Source organism: Aquimarina amphilecti (assembly GCF_900109375.1).
GTDB classification, from domain to species: Bacteria; Bacteroidota; Bacteroidia; order Flavobacteriales; family Flavobacteriaceae; genus Aquimarina; species Aquimarina amphilecti.
In genome coordinates, this window is the sequence record NZ_FOAB01000007.1 from 342,992 (window position 1) to 363,829 (window position 20,838).

17 protein-coding genes are annotated in these 20,838 nt (G+C 33.3%); 6 read left to right on the forward strand and 11 right to left on the reverse strand.

Annotation, left to right across the window (positions count from 1 at the left end; translation table 11 throughout):
* Positions 1 to 36: 36 nt before the first annotated feature.
* Positions 37 to 885 carry a DUF4349 domain-containing protein gene (locus BMY33_RS19240; RefSeq protein WP_170837130.1) on the reverse strand — a complete coding sequence of 283 codons (849 nt, stop codon included), beginning with the start codon at positions 883 to 885 and terminating at the stop codon, positions 37 to 39.
* A 364-nt stretch (positions 886 to 1,249) separates the two neighbouring features.
* On the opposite strand from BMY33_RS19240, the gene BMY33_RS19245 reads away from it, so the two are divergent.
* The 3 genes from BMY33_RS19245 (at position 1,250) to BMY33_RS19255 (ending at position 2,977) form a co-directional block, all read left to right on the forward strand.
* Positions 1,250 to 1,924 (forward strand): hypothetical protein, encoded by a 675-nt coding sequence (locus tag BMY33_RS19245; protein WP_139195702.1) that lies wholly within the window; start codon positions 1,250 to 1,252, stop codon positions 1,922 to 1,924.
* Complete coding sequence (locus BMY33_RS19250) at positions 1,921 to 2,388, forward strand: hypothetical protein (RefSeq protein ID WP_091411541.1); 468 nt, start codon at positions 1,921 to 1,923, stop codon at positions 2,386 to 2,388. The genes BMY33_RS19245 and BMY33_RS19250 overlap by 4 nt, the downstream gene beginning before the upstream one ends.
* Before the next feature lie 175 nt (positions 2,389 to 2,563).
* Entirely contained in the window at positions 2,564 to 2,977 is a 414-nt protein-coding gene (locus tag BMY33_RS19255) for a hypothetical protein (protein ID WP_139195703.1), read from the forward strand.
* 14 nt (positions 2,978 to 2,991) lie between these two features.
* Here BMY33_RS19255 and BMY33_RS19260 read toward each other — a convergent pair whose 3' ends face one another.
* Both BMY33_RS19260 and BMY33_RS19265 read right to left on the reverse strand, forming a co-directional pair.
* Positions 2,992 to 3,714, reverse strand: coding sequence for a copper homeostasis protein CutC (locus BMY33_RS19260; RefSeq protein WP_091411544.1), 723 nt, complete (start codon positions 3,712 to 3,714; stop codon positions 2,992 to 2,994).
* Entirely contained in the window at positions 3,711 to 6,038 is a 2,328-nt protein-coding gene (locus BMY33_RS19265) for a beta-N-acetylhexosaminidase (protein ID WP_091411546.1), read from the reverse strand. The genes BMY33_RS19260 and BMY33_RS19265 overlap by 4 nt, the downstream gene beginning before the upstream one ends.
* Positions 6,039 to 6,080: 42 nt before the next feature.
* Here BMY33_RS19265 and BMY33_RS19270 point away from each other — a divergent pair, with 42 nt between their 5' ends.
* The 3 genes from BMY33_RS19270 to BMY33_RS19280 are packed head-to-tail and all read left to right on the forward strand — an operon-like array spanning position 6,081 to position 11,331.
* Positions 6,081 to 9,002: a GH92 family glycosyl hydrolase gene (locus BMY33_RS19270; protein ID WP_091411548.1), complete on the forward strand. Its 2,922-nt coding sequence runs from the start codon at positions 6,081 to 6,083 to the stop codon at positions 9,000 to 9,002.
* Between the two features lie 2 nt (positions 9,003 to 9,004).
* Entirely contained in the window at positions 9,005 to 10,012 is a 1,008-nt protein-coding gene (locus tag BMY33_RS19275) for an isoaspartyl peptidase/L-asparaginase family protein (RefSeq protein ID WP_091411549.1), read from the forward strand.
* A gap of 11 nt (positions 10,013 to 10,023) precedes the next feature.
* Entirely contained in the window at positions 10,024 to 11,331 is a 1,308-nt protein-coding gene (locus tag BMY33_RS19280) for a sugar MFS transporter (RefSeq protein ID WP_091411551.1), read from the forward strand.
* Between the two features lie 13 nt (positions 11,332 to 11,344).
* Here BMY33_RS19280 and BMY33_RS19285 read toward each other — a convergent pair whose 3' ends face one another.
* The 8 genes from BMY33_RS19285 to porV form a co-directional block, all read right to left on the reverse strand.
* Positions 11,345 to 13,891, reverse strand: coding sequence for a beta-mannosidase (locus tag BMY33_RS19285; protein WP_244543059.1), 2,547 nt, complete (start codon positions 13,889 to 13,891; stop codon positions 11,345 to 11,347).
* Positions 13,854 to 14,534: an SDR family NAD(P)-dependent oxidoreductase gene (locus BMY33_RS19290; protein WP_091411554.1), complete on the reverse strand. Its 681-nt coding sequence runs from the start codon at positions 14,532 to 14,534 to the stop codon at positions 13,854 to 13,856. Before BMY33_RS19290 ends, BMY33_RS19285 begins: the two co-directional genes overlap by 38 nt.
* Before the next feature lie 52 nt (positions 14,535 to 14,586).
* Entirely contained in the window at positions 14,587 to 15,531 is a 945-nt protein-coding gene (locus tag BMY33_RS19295; protein WP_091411556.1) for a M28 family peptidase, read from the reverse strand.
* A gap of 72 nt (positions 15,532 to 15,603) precedes the next feature.
* On the reverse strand, positions 15,604 to 16,191 hold the full coding sequence (locus tag BMY33_RS19300; RefSeq protein ID WP_091411557.1) for an NUDIX domain-containing protein: 588 nt from the start codon (positions 16,189 to 16,191) through the stop codon (positions 15,604 to 15,606).
* Positions 16,192 to 16,262: 71 nt separating this feature from the next.
* Positions 16,263 to 17,870 carry a pyruvate dehydrogenase complex dihydrolipoamide acetyltransferase gene (locus BMY33_RS19305; RefSeq protein ID WP_091411558.1) on the reverse strand — a complete coding sequence of 536 codons (1,608 nt, stop codon included), beginning with the start codon at positions 17,868 to 17,870 and terminating at the stop codon, positions 16,263 to 16,265.
* A gap of 3 nt (positions 17,871 to 17,873) precedes the next feature.
* Positions 17,874 to 18,875, reverse strand: coding sequence for a pyruvate dehydrogenase (acetyl-transferring) E1 component subunit alpha (gene pdhA, locus BMY33_RS19310; RefSeq protein ID WP_091411560.1), 1,002 nt, complete (start codon positions 18,873 to 18,875; stop codon positions 17,874 to 17,876).
* Between the two features lie 158 nt (positions 18,876 to 19,033).
* A complete protein-coding gene (locus BMY33_RS19315; protein ID WP_091411561.1) occupies positions 19,034 to 19,516 on the reverse strand; it encodes a cytidine deaminase in 483 nt (160 codons plus the stop codon).
* A gap of 127 nt (positions 19,517 to 19,643) precedes the next feature.
* Positions 19,644 to 20,804, reverse strand: a complete 1,161-nt coding sequence (porV, locus tag BMY33_RS19320; protein WP_091411563.1) for a type IX secretion system outer membrane channel protein PorV — start codon at positions 20,802 to 20,804, stop codon at positions 19,644 to 19,646.
* Between the last annotated feature and the right edge of the window lie 34 nt (positions 20,805 to 20,838).

The following is a 20,838-nucleotide window of genomic DNA, read 5'->3' on the forward strand; positions in this document are numbered from 1 at the left end:
TAATTGGTATTTTAAAATATTCTGAAAAGTTTATTACTATTTCCTAATCCATTTAAAGTAAATAAGAATTAACACTCCTAATAGTAATAATGGCCAAACATAAAACAGTACCAAAAACAAATGTTGTAGCAGATTCCAACCAAAGGATAATCCATCCTTAGCTCTATCTATAAAGCTTTCAACATACTTTTCTGGTTCATCTTTAGGACTTACTGTTTCATACATATCCAATTGAATAGTACTGAACGATATTTTATTAGACATATACTTCAATTTGCCCTGAGCAGCTTCAATTTCTTCCTGAAGTTCCCTCAATTTATCTTCTGCTAATAAAATATCTTCTACATTCTTAGCCTTTGTCCTAAGAATTGTTTCATAACGCTGCTTTACTTCTAGTTTTGTTTTTAACCTAGAACTTACATCTATATACTCTTCCGTAACATCAATAGTAGATATGTTTTTATGATCAACAAACTCGGCTAAAGCACAAATACTGTCCAATACTTGATCGAATTTATTCTGAGGAATTCTAATAGTAAACCTATTTTCTTTAGAGTAATTAGTGTTTGTAAAACGCTCATCGGAAACATATCCTTTATATGCTGAAGCTATATTTTTAGAAAGTATGGTCGCTTCTTCTACATTTCTTACCTTGATACGGCAACTCGCATTTTTAATAATTTTAAGCCTATCATTGACACTTCCTTTTTCACTTATTATATCGGTATCACTTTCTATTTCAACAGCATTTAAAACTGGTGTCTCTCCAGTATCTTCCATTATGATGTTTTCTGTCGATAATTCATAATTTTTTTCTGCACGTGAGCAAGAAAAACTAATTACCAAACAACTTATACCAATTAATTTTAAAATATTTGTTTTCATGTTTATTGTTTTTACCTTGTTAAACTCAAAACAAACATAGTGTCGCTTCAAAGAGTATTCTTGTATTACCTTTGTAAAACGATTGTAAACTATTTTACAAAGCATAACTAACTAAAAATCAAAATAATAAATTATTACTCCTGAAGAATACATAGCATTTTCTCACCTAAAAAAAGCAGTTGCTCAGCAGTTTCTAAAGGAGAATACTGCTTCAAATGATGATATTTCTTTATGGAAAGGACAAGATATTATATTGTTTCAGGAGGATTTACAGAAGCAAGTAAAAAGTAGTATTAGTGAAAAATCCTTTTATAACTATTTTAAAAATACAAGTAACAAATTACCCCGTGTAGATGTTCTAAATATGTTATCTGAATATAGTGGTTATAAGAATTGGGTGCATTTTAAAACCTCAATTCCGCAGAATAAAATTCAAGAAAAGAAAAAACTAAAACCAAAATGGTTTGTTTTTTTATTGCTAGGAGTTTTATTTGTTACTTCCGCTTATTTCCTTATTCCTAGAACCCATACTTTTACTTTCTGTTTCATTGATCAAGATAGAAATGAACCGATTGTTAAAACACCTATTGATATTATTGTGCTAAATAATGAACAATCACCTTTCTATGCTAAGAGCGATAGTTTAGGATGTTTTAGATGGAGCACAAAAGATGATTTTATTCGTTTTGTAATTAGATCACCATATCATAAGACAGATACCATTTTTAGAAATATATCTACAATTACTAATGAGAACATCAAAGTAAGCACAGATGATTACGCGTTAATGCTACATTATTATGCTAACGGAAAACTCGAAGACTGGAAAAACAGAAAAAATGAATTATCAAGAATGATTGCCGATAATGCAATTATATTTCAGGTTTTACCATCCGGTTTAGGAATCGAAGTATATTCTAAACATGAATTTATCGCTAAACTCACAACACCAACAAAAAGTTTAAAAAGCATTGAAATTATAGAATCTAAAAGATCAAAAGGGCAAATTGTTAAACTAAAATTTAGGGTAAAATCATGAAACAGTTTGTATATATTTTATTGTTGATTCTAATTTCAGGTTGTGCAAACAATTCATATAAAAACATGGAAGCCATTAGTACTGATGAATCAGATGTCTATATTGAAGAAGAAACTTCATTTACTTCCTTAGAAAATTCATATCTAATTTTAGTTGAAGAAAAACTACAGGATTATATAGATAAGCAAAAATTGATTAAAAAACATCCTGAGTTCAAAATAGAAACAGATACTAAACCATTATTTGAATTAAAAAATCAAGAAGAAATACAACAAATTAAATTCTTGAAACAACCAGAGATACTTTCTGATTCTACTACTAAAATAATAACTCAAATACGCTTTAACAACGATAAAACTGACACAATTATATCCTACATAACAACCTCTACTACAATAATTGACGGTGTACAGTTTAAAACATCCAAAGCCAGTTTTAAAAGAAAAAACAATTCAAAAAACTAGAATAAAACTATTTTTTACGTTCAAATTACGGTTTACCCCCTTTAAAACAACCTAAAAACCATTGAGTTTTGCGTTTTTGATCGAAAAAAAATTAACATTTATCGAGTTTTCACTACTTTTAACTTGTTGTTAATCAATAATTAATATTTTTGACACCCTGTTTTTAACATTTCCTATGGAAAATTTAAAGGTGAGAATTATGAGAGTTTTTACAATTTTAATACTATTTTTTATCAGTGCCTCAAGCATAGCGCAAACGCAAATTGAAGATCAAACCCAAGATCAACAAGAGGTTACTGAACCAACAAAAGAAGAATTAAAAGCTGAAAAAAAACGATTTGCGGATCTAGCTGAACAAAGAACAATTTTATTACAACAAGAACTTAATCTTAGTAATTACACCAGTGACCGAATTAAGAGAGTTATAATAAAATATTCTATGCAAGCAAGCAAAGTAATTCAATCAAATGCTTCCGAAAAAGAAAAAACAAAGGACTTAAGCAATATAGTTTACTTCCAAAATGAGGAATTTAAAAAGGTGCTAACCGTTCATCAATTCTACAAATATCTTAAACTGACTAATATTTAATTTGTCGAAAGCATCTATTTTAAAAGATCTTTAATCTTTATAATCTTATTATAATCTAATATAGCTAGTTTGGTTTCATCAAAAAAACGACTACTATTCATAGAGATTTTAGGATACCCTATTACCTGCTTAAGTGAAGTGGCAGAAAAATGAATTTCTTTAAAACCTGCTTTTTTAAATACTAAGACATTTTCTGGATTAATTCCTCCACCTGGCATTATAGTCAAATTTGATTTTGATATTCGTGATGCATTTTTGAGCAACTCAATTCCTTTTACTGCTGTCACTTCTTGTCCTGAAGTCAATACTCTTTCTGCTCCAATATTCATTAATTGTTTTAAGGATTCTAATGGATTGTGTACCCAATCAAAAGCTCGATGAAAAGTAAATGGCAGAGGCTTAGTAAGCGTTATCAATTCTTTTGTTCTAATAATGTCAATAGTATTATCATCCATTAAAATGCCAGAAACAATACCTTTACAACCTATATTTTTACAGAACTTGATATTCTTCTTCATCACATCAAACTCATCTGATGTATAGGTGAAGTTCCCACTTCTAGGTCTAATTAAAACAAAGACTGGTATGGATAGTTTTTGAATTACTTTTTCTATCAATCCATGTGATGGTGTAATTCCCCCAACGGCTAATTCCACACATAATTCTATACGATCCGCCCCTGCTCTTTCTGCGTTTACAGCTGATTCATATGAGTTTGCACAAATTTCTATCTTCATTCTACAACTATTTCATCTATAAAAGTCCAAGCTTGATTTCCAGAACCTTGTAATCCATCTGGTATTAATCCATATTTTTTTATAGTCAGCTTGATATATCTAGCTTTTTCTCCTCCATAATTCTGAACAACTTGAATTGTTAATTCAGAATCTTTTTGAAACATTGGTGATACTGAGGTTTTTTTCAAAACATACTCCTTTTTTTCATTCAATAAAGAAATTTCAACTTTTTCAGGAACATAAATCCATTGACCATTTGCTTCAAAGAAACGAGTTGACACTTTTTCTATTTCAATTGGTTTACCCAGATCAATCATAACTTCTAGATCATCACCCCAGAACCCTAACCATTCTTTATCACCAAAACGATTATTACTTCCATTAACACTATTAATCAACGCTTCCTTACCTCCTGCGCTATATGCTTTATGAGGCGCTACATTAAGCATCACTTTTGCCCCAACTGCTTTGTGATAATTCAGTTTTTGAGCAAACACTTTTCCTTCTATTTTACTATTATCAAATACAGCTGCTTTAATATTAATACTTCGATCAACGGATATAGGTTTATCGTATAATTCAGATGAATTTACAGGATCATTACCATCTAATGTATATCGAATTGTTTTATCATCCATTAAGGTTTCTAAACTATAAAGTAATTGTTCATTTTCATTTTTTAATTCTCCATTAACTTCATAGAGATGATTTGCATAATTTACATCCAGAGCATCTAATCGATTATGAAAATGAGCCAATCTAGATACAAAATCTCCATAATCCTTATTTTCATCAACCGTCCATACTACTTCACTTAATGCTATTGCCCTCGGAAAAGCCATATATTCAACTTTCTCATATGTAGGCATATATTCTGTCCACACATTACCTTGTGCTCCTAAGACATGCTTTTCTTCTGTAGCATTCATTCCTTTTGGAATTGGATTAAAACTGTATACTTTTTCAAGTGGTAAAAATCCACCAATAGCTAGTGGTTCATCTTCATTATCACTTTGGTAATAATCAAAATAGCAATTAGACGTTGGAGAAAGTATCAAATCATGACCTTCTTTTGCAGCCTTAATAGCCCCATCCGTACCTCTCCAAAACATCACAGTTGCATTTGGAGCAAGTCCGCCTTCCAGTATTTCATCCCAACCAATGATCTGCTTTCCTTTATTATTAATATATTTCTCCATTCTAGCTATAAAATAGCTTTGTAAACCATGTTCATCTTTAAGCCCTTTTTCTTTTATCAATTGTTGACAATGATCACAGGATTTCCATTTTGTTTTAGGTGCTTCATCTCCTCCGATGTGGATATATTTCCCTGGAAACAAACCAACTATTTCATCTAATACATCTTCTAAAAAAGCAAAGGTTCTTTGATTAGGGCAATACACCTCATCAAAAACTCCCCATTTAGTAGCTACTTTAATTCCTTCACCAGAACATCCCAATTCGGGATATGCTGCAATTGCGGCCTGAGAATGTCCAGGCATCTCAATTTCCGGTATAATTGTAATATTTCTTGAGGTAGCAAACGCTACAATTTCTTTAACTTCTTCTTGTGTATAAAACCCGCCATAAACTTCGCCATCAAACTGATGTGGTTGATCATTATAATGGCCTACTAATGTTTCTTCGCGATATCCACCAATTTCAGTCAGTCTGGGATATTTCTTAATCTCAATACGCCAGCCTTGATCTTCCGTAAGATGCCAATGAAATGTATTCATCTTAAGCATCGCAAGCATCTCTATATATTTCTTGATCTCGGTTACACTAAAAAAATGTCTCCCAACATCCAGATGCATTCCACGATACGAAAATCGAGGAGCATCTAAAACTGTCAATGCTTTAATTGTAAACTCTTTTTCTATACAAGAACTATCTTCAAAACATTCTGGCAATAATTGTCGTAATGTTTGTATTGCGTAAAAAGCTCCTTTTTCTGTACTGGATTGTATTTTTATATTTTTTTTTGAGATAAAAAGACGATAGGCTTCTTCGTTTACCATAGTATCATCTTTCTCTAAAATGATACTATTTTTTTCTGCTTCCTTACTGATTTGCAAAGAAACTCCTAACCCTTTTTTTAAATAGGTTTCAAGATATTTTGCAGTTCCTTCTAAATCATCATCATATCGAAGTACCGTCTCTTTATTAAGAACAAAAACACCATCTTCCAATTCTTGATGAAAAGGAACGGGAATAATTTGCGGTGTAATCGTTACTATTTTCTCTTTTTTGCATCCCAAACATAAAAGCAACAACAGTATTCCGCAAACCCTTATAGTATTATTACATAATTTAAGTGTCATTTTTACTACATTAGAAGCTTAAAAGTAACTATCTATTTTTAAATGAGAGCATTCTACACGGTATTTACGATTTTAATTATTACAGGTTTCTACTCTTGCAAAAAGGAAAACAAAGTAAAAATAGCGCAAAGTAACACTCCTCTTATTTCATATGTAAATCCTTTTATAGGAACTGGGGGTCACGGACATACGTATCCTGGTGCTAGTATGCCTTTTGGTATGATGCAATTAAGTCCTGATACTCGATTAGATGGTTGGGACGGATGTTCAGGATATCATTATAGTGACAATTATATATATGGCTTTTCACATACCCATTTGAGTGGCACAGGAGTTTCTGATTATGGAGATATTCTTCTAATGCCGACAAATGAAATGAATTTTAATAATGGAGCAAATGGTAACAAAGGCTATCGTGCTCATTTCTCACATAATAATGAGAAAGCTTCTCCCGGTTATTATAAAGTGCATCTCGACTCTACTAACATCGATGTAGCACTAACTGTAACCCAAAGAGCCGGAATACATAAGTACACTTTTCCTTCTAATGAAAAACAAATTATAATACTTGATTTAGCGCATAGAGATCAGGTATTAGATCATCAAATACAGGTCATTTCTAATAAAGAGATTAATGGATATCGACACTCTAAGGCTTGGGCGGAGAAACAACTGCTGTTTTATCACATTAAATTCTCTAAGACCATTAAAAATAAACAACCTTCTGAAGATGGAAAAAAAATGGCTTTTGAATTTGACAATACAACAAACGAGCCCATCTTTGTCTCTATTGGAATTTCTGCAGTTGATAAGCAAGGAGCATTAAAAAACCTTGAAGAAGAAATAGGTTCTAAAACATTCGATCAAGTAAAAGATAACGCACAGGATACTTGGGAAAAGCAACTACGTAAAATTGTAATTGAAACTTCTAACGAAGATTATAAAACTAATTTTTACACCTCGCTGTATCATACTATGCTTGCTCCCAATCTTTATCAGGATATAGATGGTAGGTATAGAGGAATGGATTTAGAAATTCATCAAAATTCTAATTTTGACTATTATTCTGTATTCTCGCTTTGGGATACCTATAGAGCCACACATCCATTATATACAATCATAGAACAAGATCGGACTAATGACTTTATCAATACATTTCTTGCTAAATATGATGAAGGTGGTATTATGCCTATCTGGGATTTAGCTGGTAATTATACACATTGTATGATTGGATATCATTCAGTTCCTGTAATTGCAGATGCATACTTAAAAGGAATTACCGATTATGATTCAGAAAAGGCGTTTGAAGCGATGAAACATAGTGCTACAAGAGATAAGTTAGGCTTGCAATCATATAAAAAACTTGGATATATTCCTGTAGAAGAAGAAAGTGAATCTGTTTCCAAAACTCTAGAATACGCCTATGACGATTGGACAATTGCACAAATGGCAAAAGCAATGAATAAATCAAAAGATGTGGCAGAGTTTACAAAGCGAGCACAGAATTATAAAAATGTATTTGATCCTTCTACAAAATTTATGCGTGGCAGATATAGAAATACTTGGTTTGCTCCTTTTGATCCTTATGAGGTGAATTTTAATTATACAGAAGCCAATTCTTGGCAATATAGTTTTTATGTCCCCCAAGATATCAATGGGTTTATAAATTTATTAGGAGGCAAAAAAGAATTAGACAAACAATTAGACACTTTATTTTCTGCAAATAGTAATACCTCTGGATCGCATCAAGTGGATATTACAGGACTTATAGGTCAGTATGCTCATGGAAATGAACCAAGTCATCATATGGCTTATTTGTATAACTATGTCAACAAACCTTATAAGACTCAAGAAAGAGTCCATCAAATTCTTACGGAATTATATACTAATTCTCCAGACGGAATCTCTGGAAATGAGGATTGCGGGCAGATGAGTGCTTGGTATGTTTTTAGTAGTCTTGGTTTTTATCCTGTAACACCTGGATCGAATGATTATATTATAGGAACGCCTCTTTTTGATAAATCTACAATACATCTTGAAAACGGAAAGAATTTTACCATTGTTGCCAATAATCTTTCCTCAGAAAACAAATACATCGCTTCTGCTCAATTAAATGATGAACAACATTCTTTTTCTTACGTAAAACATGAAGATATTATGAAAGGAGGAAGCTTGATTTTTGAAATGACCAATATACCTTCTGAATGGGCTACGAATAATCGACATATTCCTAGTACCGAAATTAAAGAGCACATCATCACTACACCTCCTTTTATTGCTACTGGTGACATTGCCTTTAAAGAAAAAACAACAATAGCATTACAAAGTATTGACTCAAATGCAACCATTCACTATAGCCTGAATAATTCAGTATTCAAAAAATACAATCAACCTATTGAAATTTCATCTCCAACAATTCTAAAAACATATGCATCGCTAAATGAAATAAAAAGCGCTGTTATTTCTACAGAATTTTTTAAGATCGATGCTAATCTTTCTATTGAATTAAAAAATGAATATGCGAATAGATATAATGGTGGCGGTCCCAATGCACTTATAAATGGCATCAAAGGAACTACAGATTATCGATCTGGATCATGGCAGGGTTTCCACAATAAAGATTTAATTGCTACTATAGACTTAGGAAAAAGTAAGGAGGTTAGTAAGGTCTCAATAGGTTTTTTAGAAGACCAAAGAAGCTGGATATTTTACCCTAAAAAAATTCAAATATGGATTTCTGAAGATGGTCAAACCTGGAAATTAGTATCAAAAAATGAAATAGAAAAAGAACCAATTAGTAATACCGTAGCCAGCATCCAAGTTGTAGAAAGGAAATTCACCAAACAGCAAGCACGTTATGTGAAAATTCAAGCCAACAATGTTGGAACTCTTCCTAAATGGCACATAGGAAGTAATTATGATGGAAAAGCTTGGGTTTTTGCTGATGAAATAATTATCGAATAGTTATGAAAAGACGTCAATTTATTCAAAACACTGCACTGACCAGTGTTGGCATTACTGTGGGATCCACCATTATAGGTTGTAGTGAAAATCCGAATGAGTCAAACGAACAAGAAAAAAACACATCCATGAGCGTATCTAATAATTCTCCCATCGCCATCTGCACTTGGCGTTTTACCAAAGCAAATGCTACAGCCGGAGCGGCATTAGCAGCCGGAAAACCTGCTCTTGATGCAGTCATCGAAGGAGTTGCTATTGAGGAAGAAAATATAAAGAATACGACCGTTGGAAAAGGCGGATCACCTGATCGAGAAGGCAATGTAACACTAGACGCTTGTGTTATGAATTCTGATGGTGATTGTGGTGCTGTTGTCTGTGTAGAGAATATCACTAACGTTGCTGCATTAGCTAGAAAAGTCATGGAAGACACTCCACATGTAATATTAGCTGGTGATGGAGCTGAAGAATTTGGTTATCGTAATGGTTTCAAAAAAGAAAACCTACTTACTGATGAATCAAAATTAGCATGGCAAGAATGGAAAAAATCTCCTGAATATAAACCTCTAATTAATATTGAAAACCATGATACCATAGGCATGTTGGCTATGGATAGCAAAGGAGATATTGCCGGTGCTTGTACAACCTCTGGATTATCATATAAGATGAAAGGTCGTGTTGGTGATTCACCGATTATAGGATCAGGATTATTTATTGATAATGAAGTTGGTGGCGCTGTTGCTACCGGTATGGGTGAAGAGGTTCTAAAGACGGTTGGCAGCTTTTTAATCGTAGAACTGATGCGAAATGGAATGAGCCCTCAGAAAGCTTGTGAAGAAGCTATCCGTAGAATCGTTACTAAAAATGATCGTTACAAAGGTTTTCAGATTGCCTATATCGCTATGAATAAATCAGGAGAAGTAGGTCATTATTGTATCCATGAAGGGTTTACTATGATGAAATATCAAGATGGTAATAATGAAAATATTCCAACAAATTTTTATAATAAAGCATAAACTATTTTACAATGAATCAATCAAAATCTTATCGAAGTGCTTTTATCATTATTACCATATTATTCTTTTTATGGGGATTTATAACCGTATTAGTAGATTCTTTAATTCCTAGATTACGAGATGTATTCGAACTCTCTTATTTTCAGGCTGGATTGGTTCAATTTGCTTTTTTTACAGCATTCTTTGTATTATCTGTTCCTGCAGGGTTTATTCTATCCAAAATAGGATATAAAAGAGGGATTATTTTAGGACTAAGTACAATGGCTGTTGGATGCTTACTTTTTTACCCTGCATCATCTTATCGTTTTTTCGGTGTATTCTTATTAGGGTATTTTACACTTGCTGGAGGTATTACTATTCTACAAGTAGCAGCTAATCCATATGTTGCATTATTGGGTAGTGAAGATGGAGCGGCAAGTCGTCTAAATCTATCCCAAGCATTTAATTCTCTCGGAACCGCTATTGCGCCTGTGGTGGGAGCCATATTTTTGCTAAGTGATTCCGTAAAATCTTCTGATGAAATCTTAGCTTTAACAGATACTCAAAAAGATGCTTATTATGCAGCCGAAGCAGCTACCGTGCAAACTCCTTTTATAATGATTGCAGGTTTTATATTATTACTTGTGATTCTGTTTAGGTTCATTAAACTACCAACACTTATGAAAGAAAGTCCAAAAGATGGATACGGTAGACTTTTGCGAAACAAAGTAATGCTTCTTGGTGCTCTTGGGATATTTGTATATGTAGGAGCTGAAGTTGCTATTGGTAGTTATTTAGTTAATTATTTCTTGGATATGAATTTAGTTGCGGTAATTAAAGATACTCCCTTTATGAGAAATCTATGCGAACGTATTCTAAATTCTGACCTATCTGCTATGGATGGTAAAGCAATTGTAGGAGCCTTTGTTGTTTTCTACTGGTCCGGAGCGATGATTGGCCGATTTATTGGAGCATACCTTACTAGGGTTATGTCTCCAGGAAAAGTATTAAGTATTTTTGCAGGACTTGCCATCACCATGCTTTTGATATCCATGAATACTACTGGACTCGTAGCTATGTGGTCCATACTAGCGGTAGGCTTATTCAATTCTATTATGTTTCCAACTATATTTACTCTTGCATTAGATGGTTTAGGTGATTTAAAACCGCAAGCTTCAGGTTTATTATGTATGGCAATTGTAGGTGGAGCATTAATACCTCCTTTCTATGGATTTTTAACAGATAATATTGGTTTTAAAATGGCACTACTTTTAGTAATAGTATGCTATGGATATATTTTATTTTATGGATGGTTAAAGAGTAAAAAGACTCTTGTTTAAAACTAAACTTTCCTTAATCAGTGAACATATTTAATGTTTTGATTAAAACATGAATCCCTGAAGTTGTGGAAGTTTTGAACAGAAGTACTTTTTCTTCATTCGGAAGTAAATCAAAAAAGTTATCGCTAAAATGACCTTTGTTATTAGAATATAGGAACACATCTTTTTGTAAGACCGGTGATGATAATTTAATCTCATAACCATGATCAACCTTAATAACTTTCTTAGTAATATTCTGTGTTGGTAGTTTTAAGTCTTTTGGTTTATTAAAATAAAAATTAGTACTTGATTCTTTAAAATCTGATACTAATACCACAGCATCTTTCGAAAAATTCAAATCTTTTATTGGTATTCTAAAAACCACTTGAGAAGCATTTTCTTTCACAGAAATTTGCTGATTATATTTCCAAACCATCTTACCATTAAAATCCTTAATTTTTAATTTCAAGGCACCGTTCTGTTCTTCTAATTCATCATTAACAACATATACATTCAATGTATCATTCTCTACTTTTGGAGAAATAAGTACATTCTCAAAACTCTTTTTTACTTTATAATGTAATGCTTTCCAATTTCCTAAACCATCAATTCCAGACCAAGAAACAACTGGCCAACAATCATTCAATTGCCAATAAAGTGTTCCCATATTATATGGCTTGGCACGACGATGTGCTTCAATACCTTTTGTCATACCATATGCTTGTAGCAACTGACTAACATATACATAATCTTCGCCTTTATCGGGAACCGGAAAATCACGTTCCATATATTCTTTTATCAGAGCGAATCCTCGATTATGTTTTTGATGTGTAGCAAAACTTGAATGATCAATATCAACACTATCTTTCTCTGTAAAATATTGAATGGCTTGATAACTTGGAAATGATTGGAATCCAAATTCACTCATAAAACGTGGTACTTTTTCTTCGAATCGTTCGAATGGATATCCATCGTGCCATACTCCCCAATCATGAGCATTTCCCTCTGTTCGGAATTTTGGGTTTCCTCTTCCATATTTAGGAGAACTCTCCCAATAAGAGGTGTTTGTTAAATCAGAAACGGTATTGAGTAGAATATCATTAAATAGTTTCTGATAATTACCCCATATCTCTGCTTTCTCTTCCTCACTTCTATTGGCTTGCCATCCCCAATTATGCCAAGCTTCGTTATTTTCATTATTACCGCACCAGAGCGCAATACTTGCGTGATTACGCAAACGTGTAACATTATCTATCGCTTCTTGTTTTACATTTTCCAAAAAAGCGACATCACCAGGATACATAGCGCAAGCAAACATAAAATCCTGCCATACAAGAATTCCTTTCTCATCTGCTAAATCATAAAAGATATCGTTTTCATATATTCCTCCACCCCAAACTCTTAACATATTCATATTAGCATCAATCACATCTTCGAAAAGTTTTTTATAATCTCGATCTGTTACTTCTGGTTGAAAAATATTCTGAGGAATATAATTAGCGCCTTTCATAAAAACTGGTACCCCATTCAGTTTAAAATAAAAAGATTCTCCTTTTGCATCTTTATCTGCAATTAACTCTATTGTCCGCAATCCTTTTTTAACTTCTCTTGAAGCCACGACCTCATCCCCGTATTGTATCTGAATATCGATATCGTATAAAAAAGGTTCTCCAAGGTTATGTATCCACCACCATTTTGGATTTTCAATCAAAAAATCTATACTATATTTTCTATTTCCCTTTTCTAGTATTATTTTTTTGGATTCGACTATTTCTTTATTAACCAATACATTTACAACCACATTTTCATCGAGGTCTTCTTGGGTTGTATTCAACAATATATCGGCTTGTAATTTGGCTTGTTTTTTATCTAGAAAATTTTGTTTAATGTATACATCTTGTAGCTGTATATCATCCCAAGATTTAAGAACAACTGGCTTCCAAACACCAGCTGTGATAAAAGTAGGACCCCAGTCCCATCCGTAATGAAATTGAGCTTTACGAGAGAAAATACGATTTCCAGCTGGTAATTCATAAGACAATTTTCCTTTTTCAATTGCTTCAATTTCTGTTGGATTTTTTAACAGAATCCTTAGTTCGTTTTCCTTCTGAAGTTTTCCACTTACATCTACATTCCAGGTTCTAAAAGCATTCTTAGTTTTCAAAAGTAAACTATCATTCAAAAATATTTCAGCATAGGTATCGATACCTTCGAAACTAAGCTGATGATGTTTTCTTCCTAACTGCTCCTCTTCTAGCCTTAAAATAGTTTTGTATTCCCAATCTTCAGAGGTGATCCATTGTAATTTCTCTTCATTAACCCCTACAAAAGGGTCTTCAATCTTTTTATTTTTTAGCAAATCCGTATGCACTGTACCAGGAACATATGCAGGTAACCAAGATGTATCTTTCACTGATCTGAATTGCCATTCACTATCAATCTCGGTAAATAAATTTTTCTTTTTTTTACCACACGATAGAGTTATGAGTACTAACAATAATATCCCTACTTTTTTATACATATTAAAGAAAAGTGTTGTAAAACTATGGAGTGCTGCTTGATACTTGCAATACTTTACCATTATAGAACTTATTGGCGGTAAGCGAAAAATCCTTAATGTAATTTGCCATTTCAATTGCAGTTAGCGGTGCTTGATATCCCGGAAATGCTTCTTCCAACATCTCTGTTTGTACGGCTCCTAATGCCAATACATTAAAAGCAATACCACTTTCTTTATATTCTTCTGCTAACAATTCACTTAAAGTAATAACAGCTCCTTTACTAGAACTGTAAGCTGCCAAACCGGGAAACTTCATACTTCCTTGAATTCCTCCCATACTACTTACTGTAACTACATGACTTCCTTTTGTCATATAAGGCAACATAAGACGCGTAATTTCTGCCACACCAAAAACATTAACTTTATACACTTCTTCGAATTCCTGAGTAGAAATTTCGCCAAAAGGTTTATTTAATAATTTACCGGCATTGTTAATTAAAATATCTACTTGATTCCAAGAATCATTGACATAGTTTTTCAATTTTTGTAAATCAGATGGACTACACAAGTCAAAAGAAAATGTATGGATATTTTTATGGTTTAGCACAGCAATAGGTTTTTCATTCCTAGATAATGCCAAGACTTGATGCCCTTCATCTGCGAACAACTTAGCCATCTCATATCCAATCCCTCTGCTTGCCCCGGTAATTATAATGTTTTTCATATTTTATATAAAAAACCTACCAGACTTTGGAAATCTGATAGGTATGGTAATATTAATTTAACTTAATTTCTTTAGTTTGTGTATTTAGAATTTTAGTGATTGCTGGTACACAGTCATTTATTAGCTCTGCCATAAATTCAAAATTCATTTCCGAAACCTCATCATCTACATGGTGATAATAATCATAATTAGTAAAATCAAAAGTAGAAATGGTTTGACACGGTACTTCGAATTGTTCGTAAAAAGGATAATTATCACTTCTTCTGAACAATTGAAACTCTTTTGCTTTAGGCAAAAAACCTATTAGTTCTTTTCCTGAATACTCATTCATTTTATCCGCCATATTGGATATCTCATAACCAGTAATGTAAGCCTTATAACTTTTATCATTTAATGGTACCCCTATCATTTCAAAATTCACCATAGTATAAAGGTCGAGGTTTTTTTCCTTTAAAACTTTTGCCAAATGGCTAGAACCTAATAAACCTCTTTCCTCTGCACCAAATAAAACAAACAGAACACTACGTTTGTTACTTTTTGTTTTCGCAAAATGTTTCGCCAATGAAATTACAGCGGTACTTCCTGCTGCATTATCATTAGCTCCATTAGCAATCGTATCTCCATTTACATCCTTTCCTGTACCAATATGATCAAAATGCGCTCCAATTACCACAAATTCTTTTTTTAAATCAGGATCATGTCCTTCTAAATAACCTACTACATTATATGTTTCAGTTCCTTTGGCATCAAACGTATTTAAATACGAATCAAAATAAGAATCAACACCATACTTCTTAAATTCCTCTTTAATAAAATTCGCAGCTTTTTTTAATCCTTCAGAACCAGTATCTCTACCTTCCAATTCGTCACTAGCTAAAAAATTCATAATACTTCCAACATCAGAAGCTTTAATATTTGATGTCTGAGACTGTGCTATAGTTACCTCCTTACAGGTTATAAATAAAAGTGCAATAATAAAAAGTGATATCTGTTTCATGTTTTTCGTTTTCTGATATAAATGAATATTTTTTGATAAAGATACTTAAAAAGTGTACTCTTAGATCTTCAATTAAGATTCCATTGTATCTTTTATTTTTAGAAATTGCAATAACATAACTGTTCTAGCGTCTTTGATTTCACCTGTTTGTATCATATTAAATGCTTTTCTAAATTCTATTTCTAGTACATCAATATATTCTTCTTCTTCATCTAACCCACCTCCATTTTCGACTTTCATCTCATCTGTATACTCAGCAATAAATAAATGTGCTATTTCAGTCATTGTAGCTGGAGAGGCATATACTGAGAATACTTTTTCCACTGAATTAACGGCATAACCTGTTTCCTCAAGCGCTTCTTTTTTTGCACAAACCTCGGGAGTATCACCATCTAAAGATCCAGCACAAACTTCAATACTCATTCCTGATGTATTACCATTTAAAAAAGTTGGCAACCTAAATTGTCGAGTCAACACGACAGTTTTTTTTATCAGATTATATAATAAAACAGAAGCCCCATCTCCATGATCATACACTTCTCGAAGATGTTTTTCGGAAGGATGCGTATCTGTATGCCTATACTCAAAAGTATATTCCTTCAATAAAAATGTCTTATTGGACAATATATTAGCCTCTAATTTTTCAATTCTTTTATTCATATTTTAAATATAAAAAAATCCCACTTCTTACGAAGCGGGATTTTAAGTATAATGAATATTCCTTTTTTTAACTATGCCAACATAGTTACAGGGTTTTCTAAGTATTGCTTTAAAGTCTGCAAAAACTGTGCACCTGAAGCTCCATCAACTGTTCTATGATCACAAGCCAATGTTACTTTCATTGTATTACCAACAACAATCTGACCGTCTCTTACTACTGGTTTTTCTACTATAGTACCTACGGATAATATTGCAGAATTGGGTTGATTAATTATGGAAGTAAATTCTTGAATACCAAACATACCCAAATTAGAAACTGTGAATGTACTTCCACTCATTTCTTGAGGTGTAAGTTTTTTATTTCTAGCTTTAACCGCTAACTCTTTTACATTTGCTCCAATCTGCGTAAGCGACATCTGATCTGTAAAAGGCAATACAGGAACAACTAATCCATCTGGTACAGCAACAGCAACTCCGATACTTATATGCTTAGCATATTTAGTAACATCATCAGACCATTGTGTATTTACTTGTGGATGCTTTCTTAATGCCATAGCACACGATTTAACTACCATATCATTAAATGACACTTTAGTATCTGGTAATCCGTTTATATGCTTTCTAGAAGCCATCGCATTCTGCATATCAACTTCAATAGTAAGGTAATAATGTGGTGCCGTAAATTTTGATCCAGAAAGACCTCTAGCAATTGCCTTACGCATTTGAGAATTCTTAACTTCTTCGAAACTTTCTTCGCCTGCTGGAGTATAAGTTTTTATCGCCGGAGTGGAAGCAGTAGCTGTTGCTGAAGTATTCACCGCAGCTGAAGGTGTAAATGTCTCTACATCTTTCTTTACAATTCTACCATTCTCACCAGTACCTTTTACTTGCGCTAAATCAATTCCTTTATCTGCTGCTATTTTTTTAGCCAATGGCGAAGCAAAAATTCTCCCTCCCGATGACTCACTACCTACCGAAGCAGTTGCAGTTACTTTTTCTTCTTTTTTCTGAGTAGGAGTGTCAGCTGTTTTTGCTGGTGCAGAAGCTGCTGTAACATTGCCATTCTTAATAGCCGAAACATCAGTTCCAGCTGGGCCAATAATTGCTAATAATTGATCAACAGGAGCAGTTTGTCCTTCTTCTATACCTATATGTAATAAGGTGCCATTATAGAAAGATTCAAACTCCATTGTAGCTTTATCAGTTTCAATTTCAGCAAGTATATCTCCTTCTTCTACAGAATCTCCAACCTTTTTAAGCCAAGTAGCTACAGTACCTTCTTCCATAGTATCACTAAGGCGAGGCATTGTAATTATTTCTACTCCTTCAGGAATTGATGGAGCAGTAGCAGTAACTGAAGCTGTGTCTTCTGCTTTATCTTCTTTTACTGCTTCGGTTTGTGATTCTTGATTTCCATTTAGTAAACCAGAGATATCTTCTCCTTCTTCTCCAATGATTGCGAGAAGTTGATCCACTGGTGCAGTTTCTCCTTCTTCAATCCCTACATGAAGTAACACTCCTTCATAAAAGGATTCAAATTCCATGGTTGCCTTATCGGTCTCAATCTCAGCAAGAATATCTCCTTCGCTAATTTTGTCTCCCTTCTTAACAAGCCACTTCGCGACTACTCCCTCTTCCATAGTATCGCTCAATCGCGGCATATTAATTACTGTAGCCATAATTTATTGTGGTTTGTGTGATAAAAACGGATAATCTTCTTGTTCGTATACTACATCGTACATCAAGTTCTTTTCTGGAAATGGAGATTCCTCAGCAAAATTTTGACATTCTGCGACCTTAGCTTTCACTCCTTTGTCAATTGCCGCAATCTCTTCTTCAGTTGCATAATTCTTATCTTTTATAACATCCAATATCTGAGTAATCGGATCTATTTTTTGATATTCTGCAACCTCTTCTTTTGTACGATATTTCTGAGCATCACTCATAGAGTGTCCTCTATAACGGTATGTTTTTAGTTCTAAGAAAGTTGGTCCTCCTCCAGTTCTTGCTCTTGTAATTGCTTCATCCATTGCTTCTGCAACTTTAATAGGATTCATAGCATCTACAGGTCCGCAAGGCATTTCATATCCAAGTCCAAGTTTCCATATATCAGTATGATTTGCAGTTCTTTCTACAGAAGTACCCATAGCATACCCATTATTTTCAACACAAAAGACAACAGGTAAATTCCATAACATAGCTAAATTAAAAGCCTCATGAAGTGATCCCTGACGCGTAGCTCCATCACCCATAAAAGTTAAAGTAACTGCATCTCTTTTGTGATATTTATCTGCAAAAGCTAAACCAGCTCCTAAAGGAATTTGTCCTCCAACGATACCATGTCCTCCATAGAATCTATGTTCTTTAGAAAAGATATGCATTGATCCTCCCATTCCTTGCGATGTACCTGTTCCCTTACCATACAATTCAGCCATTACTCTTTTGGGATCAACACCCATTCCGATTGGCTGAACATGATTACGGTAAGCAGTAATCATTCTATCTTTAGTAAGATCCATTGCATGTAAGGCACCAGCTAATATAGCTTCTTGACCATTATATAAATGCAAAAATCCTCTTACTTTCTGTTGGATATAAACTTGAGCAAGTTTGTCTTCAAACTTTCTCCAGAAAAGCATATCCTCATACCACTTCAGGTAAACTTCTTTGGTTACTTTTTTCATCTAAAATGTAATGATATTTCAAAATTAAGTTAGCTTTATTGCTAACCCCTCTAACAATTACAGAGTTTTTATGCTTATTTTTCAATTAAGCGAAAAACAAAAATAATATATTCATTACTAAGGAGAAAGCAGTTTTTGGATAAAAATCAACGAAAACGTTATAAATACGAATTATCAAAAATAAGAGGTAATAAATTAGCTAAAGAATAAGATTTAACTACTTTTCCTGTTTCTCCCATAAAATATATCTCAATTGACTTCTTCTGATTTAATTCATATTCCGCTATAGATTGCCTACAAGCACCACAAGGAGGCGTAGGTGTAATCAATTGATGCTTTAACGACTTTGCCGAAAGTGCCATCTTTAGAATAGGAACTCCAGGAAAATTTGCTCCTGCCGAAAATATAGCTACGCGCTCTGCACATAAACCGGATGGATAACATGCATTTTCTTGATTATTACCTAACACGACTTCTCCATTCTCTAGTAATAAAGCAGCACCCACTAAAAACTCAGAATATGGAGCGTACGCTTTATCTCTTATTTTAAAGGATTGTTGCATCAATTCTTGAATATCCTTTGGCAACTCTTCTAAGTCATCATATACCTGCAACGTTGATTTAATTTCTATTTCTTTCACACTCAAAATTTTATAGTAGTATTCCTAGCAACACTACTTTCTAATAAAGTATTTACAATGTACTACAAACAAAAAAAGTATCAAACATTAAAGCTTGATACTTTTTTTAAGGTATGAATATCGTTGACTACCTATCGTAAAAATCTTCTCCAAAATTAAATGAAAGACCGAAACGAAGTGTCCCTTCTAAAGGACTCTGTACTGATGAAGCATTAAATAAATACGATACATCTAAATTTACTATAGTATATTTAAATCCAAGTCCAAGAGATACGAATTTACGCGCTCCCTTTTCTTCTGCTTCATTGAAATAACCTCCTCTAAAAGAAAATACATCTTTATATACATACTCTGCTCCTAAAGACCAAGTAAATTCTTCTAATTCCTCACTAAAACCTCCATCTGCATCTCCCCAAGAAGAAAAGATAGCTCCAAATGAACTTATATCTTGATACTCTGCATTATCTTCTGCATCAATATCGCCATCTCCGTCAAAATCCTGTGGACTAGGCACTAGTAATTTTGCAAATTCCAAAGATGGTGTAATTCTATTATACTCATCTAATAAAAAGTCAAATCCTGCACCTAATCTAAACGTGGTAGGAATAAAGTTTTCCTGACCAGCATCGTCATATTTAATTTTAGGTCCAATATTAGATATATTTAGTCCTGCTCTCCATCTACCATTAAAAGAACTATAAGCTATCTCTTCACTACGATAAAAAGCTGCAACATCTACACCAAAACTTCCTGCAGCGCTTGCATCGGCTCCCAAACCTTGCAATCTCAAATCAGAACGTAAATATCGTCCAGCAATACCCATAGAAAATGTAGGACTCAGTTGTAATGCGTATGAAACATCTAATGTTAATTCATTAGGTTTCTGTATATTAGGCTCATCATTAGGCCCCTGTCTAAATTCAATATCTCCTAGACTGAAATACCTGAAACTAGCAGCAACAGCACTTCTACCGTCCTGTCCAAAGCGATTGTAATAATTTACACTTCCCAAAAATATATCATCTACTAGATTACTTAAATAAGGTGTATAGTTAATACCTACCCCTTGTTGTTTTCCTATAAAAGCATATTTAGCCGGATTCCATTGTTGTGAAAATGCATCCGCTGAAGTCGCAACTCCCTGATCAGCTAAACCTGCCGCTCTTGCATCCGCAGCTATTAATAAAAAAGGTGTAGCAGTAGTTATTGCTCGGTTCTGGTCTTGAGCCTTCAATTTAAAATTTGATAGTGTTAAAAACACAAACCCAAGGATTATGATTTTTCTCATGTGAAAATTGATTTTGACAAATATATAGTTATTT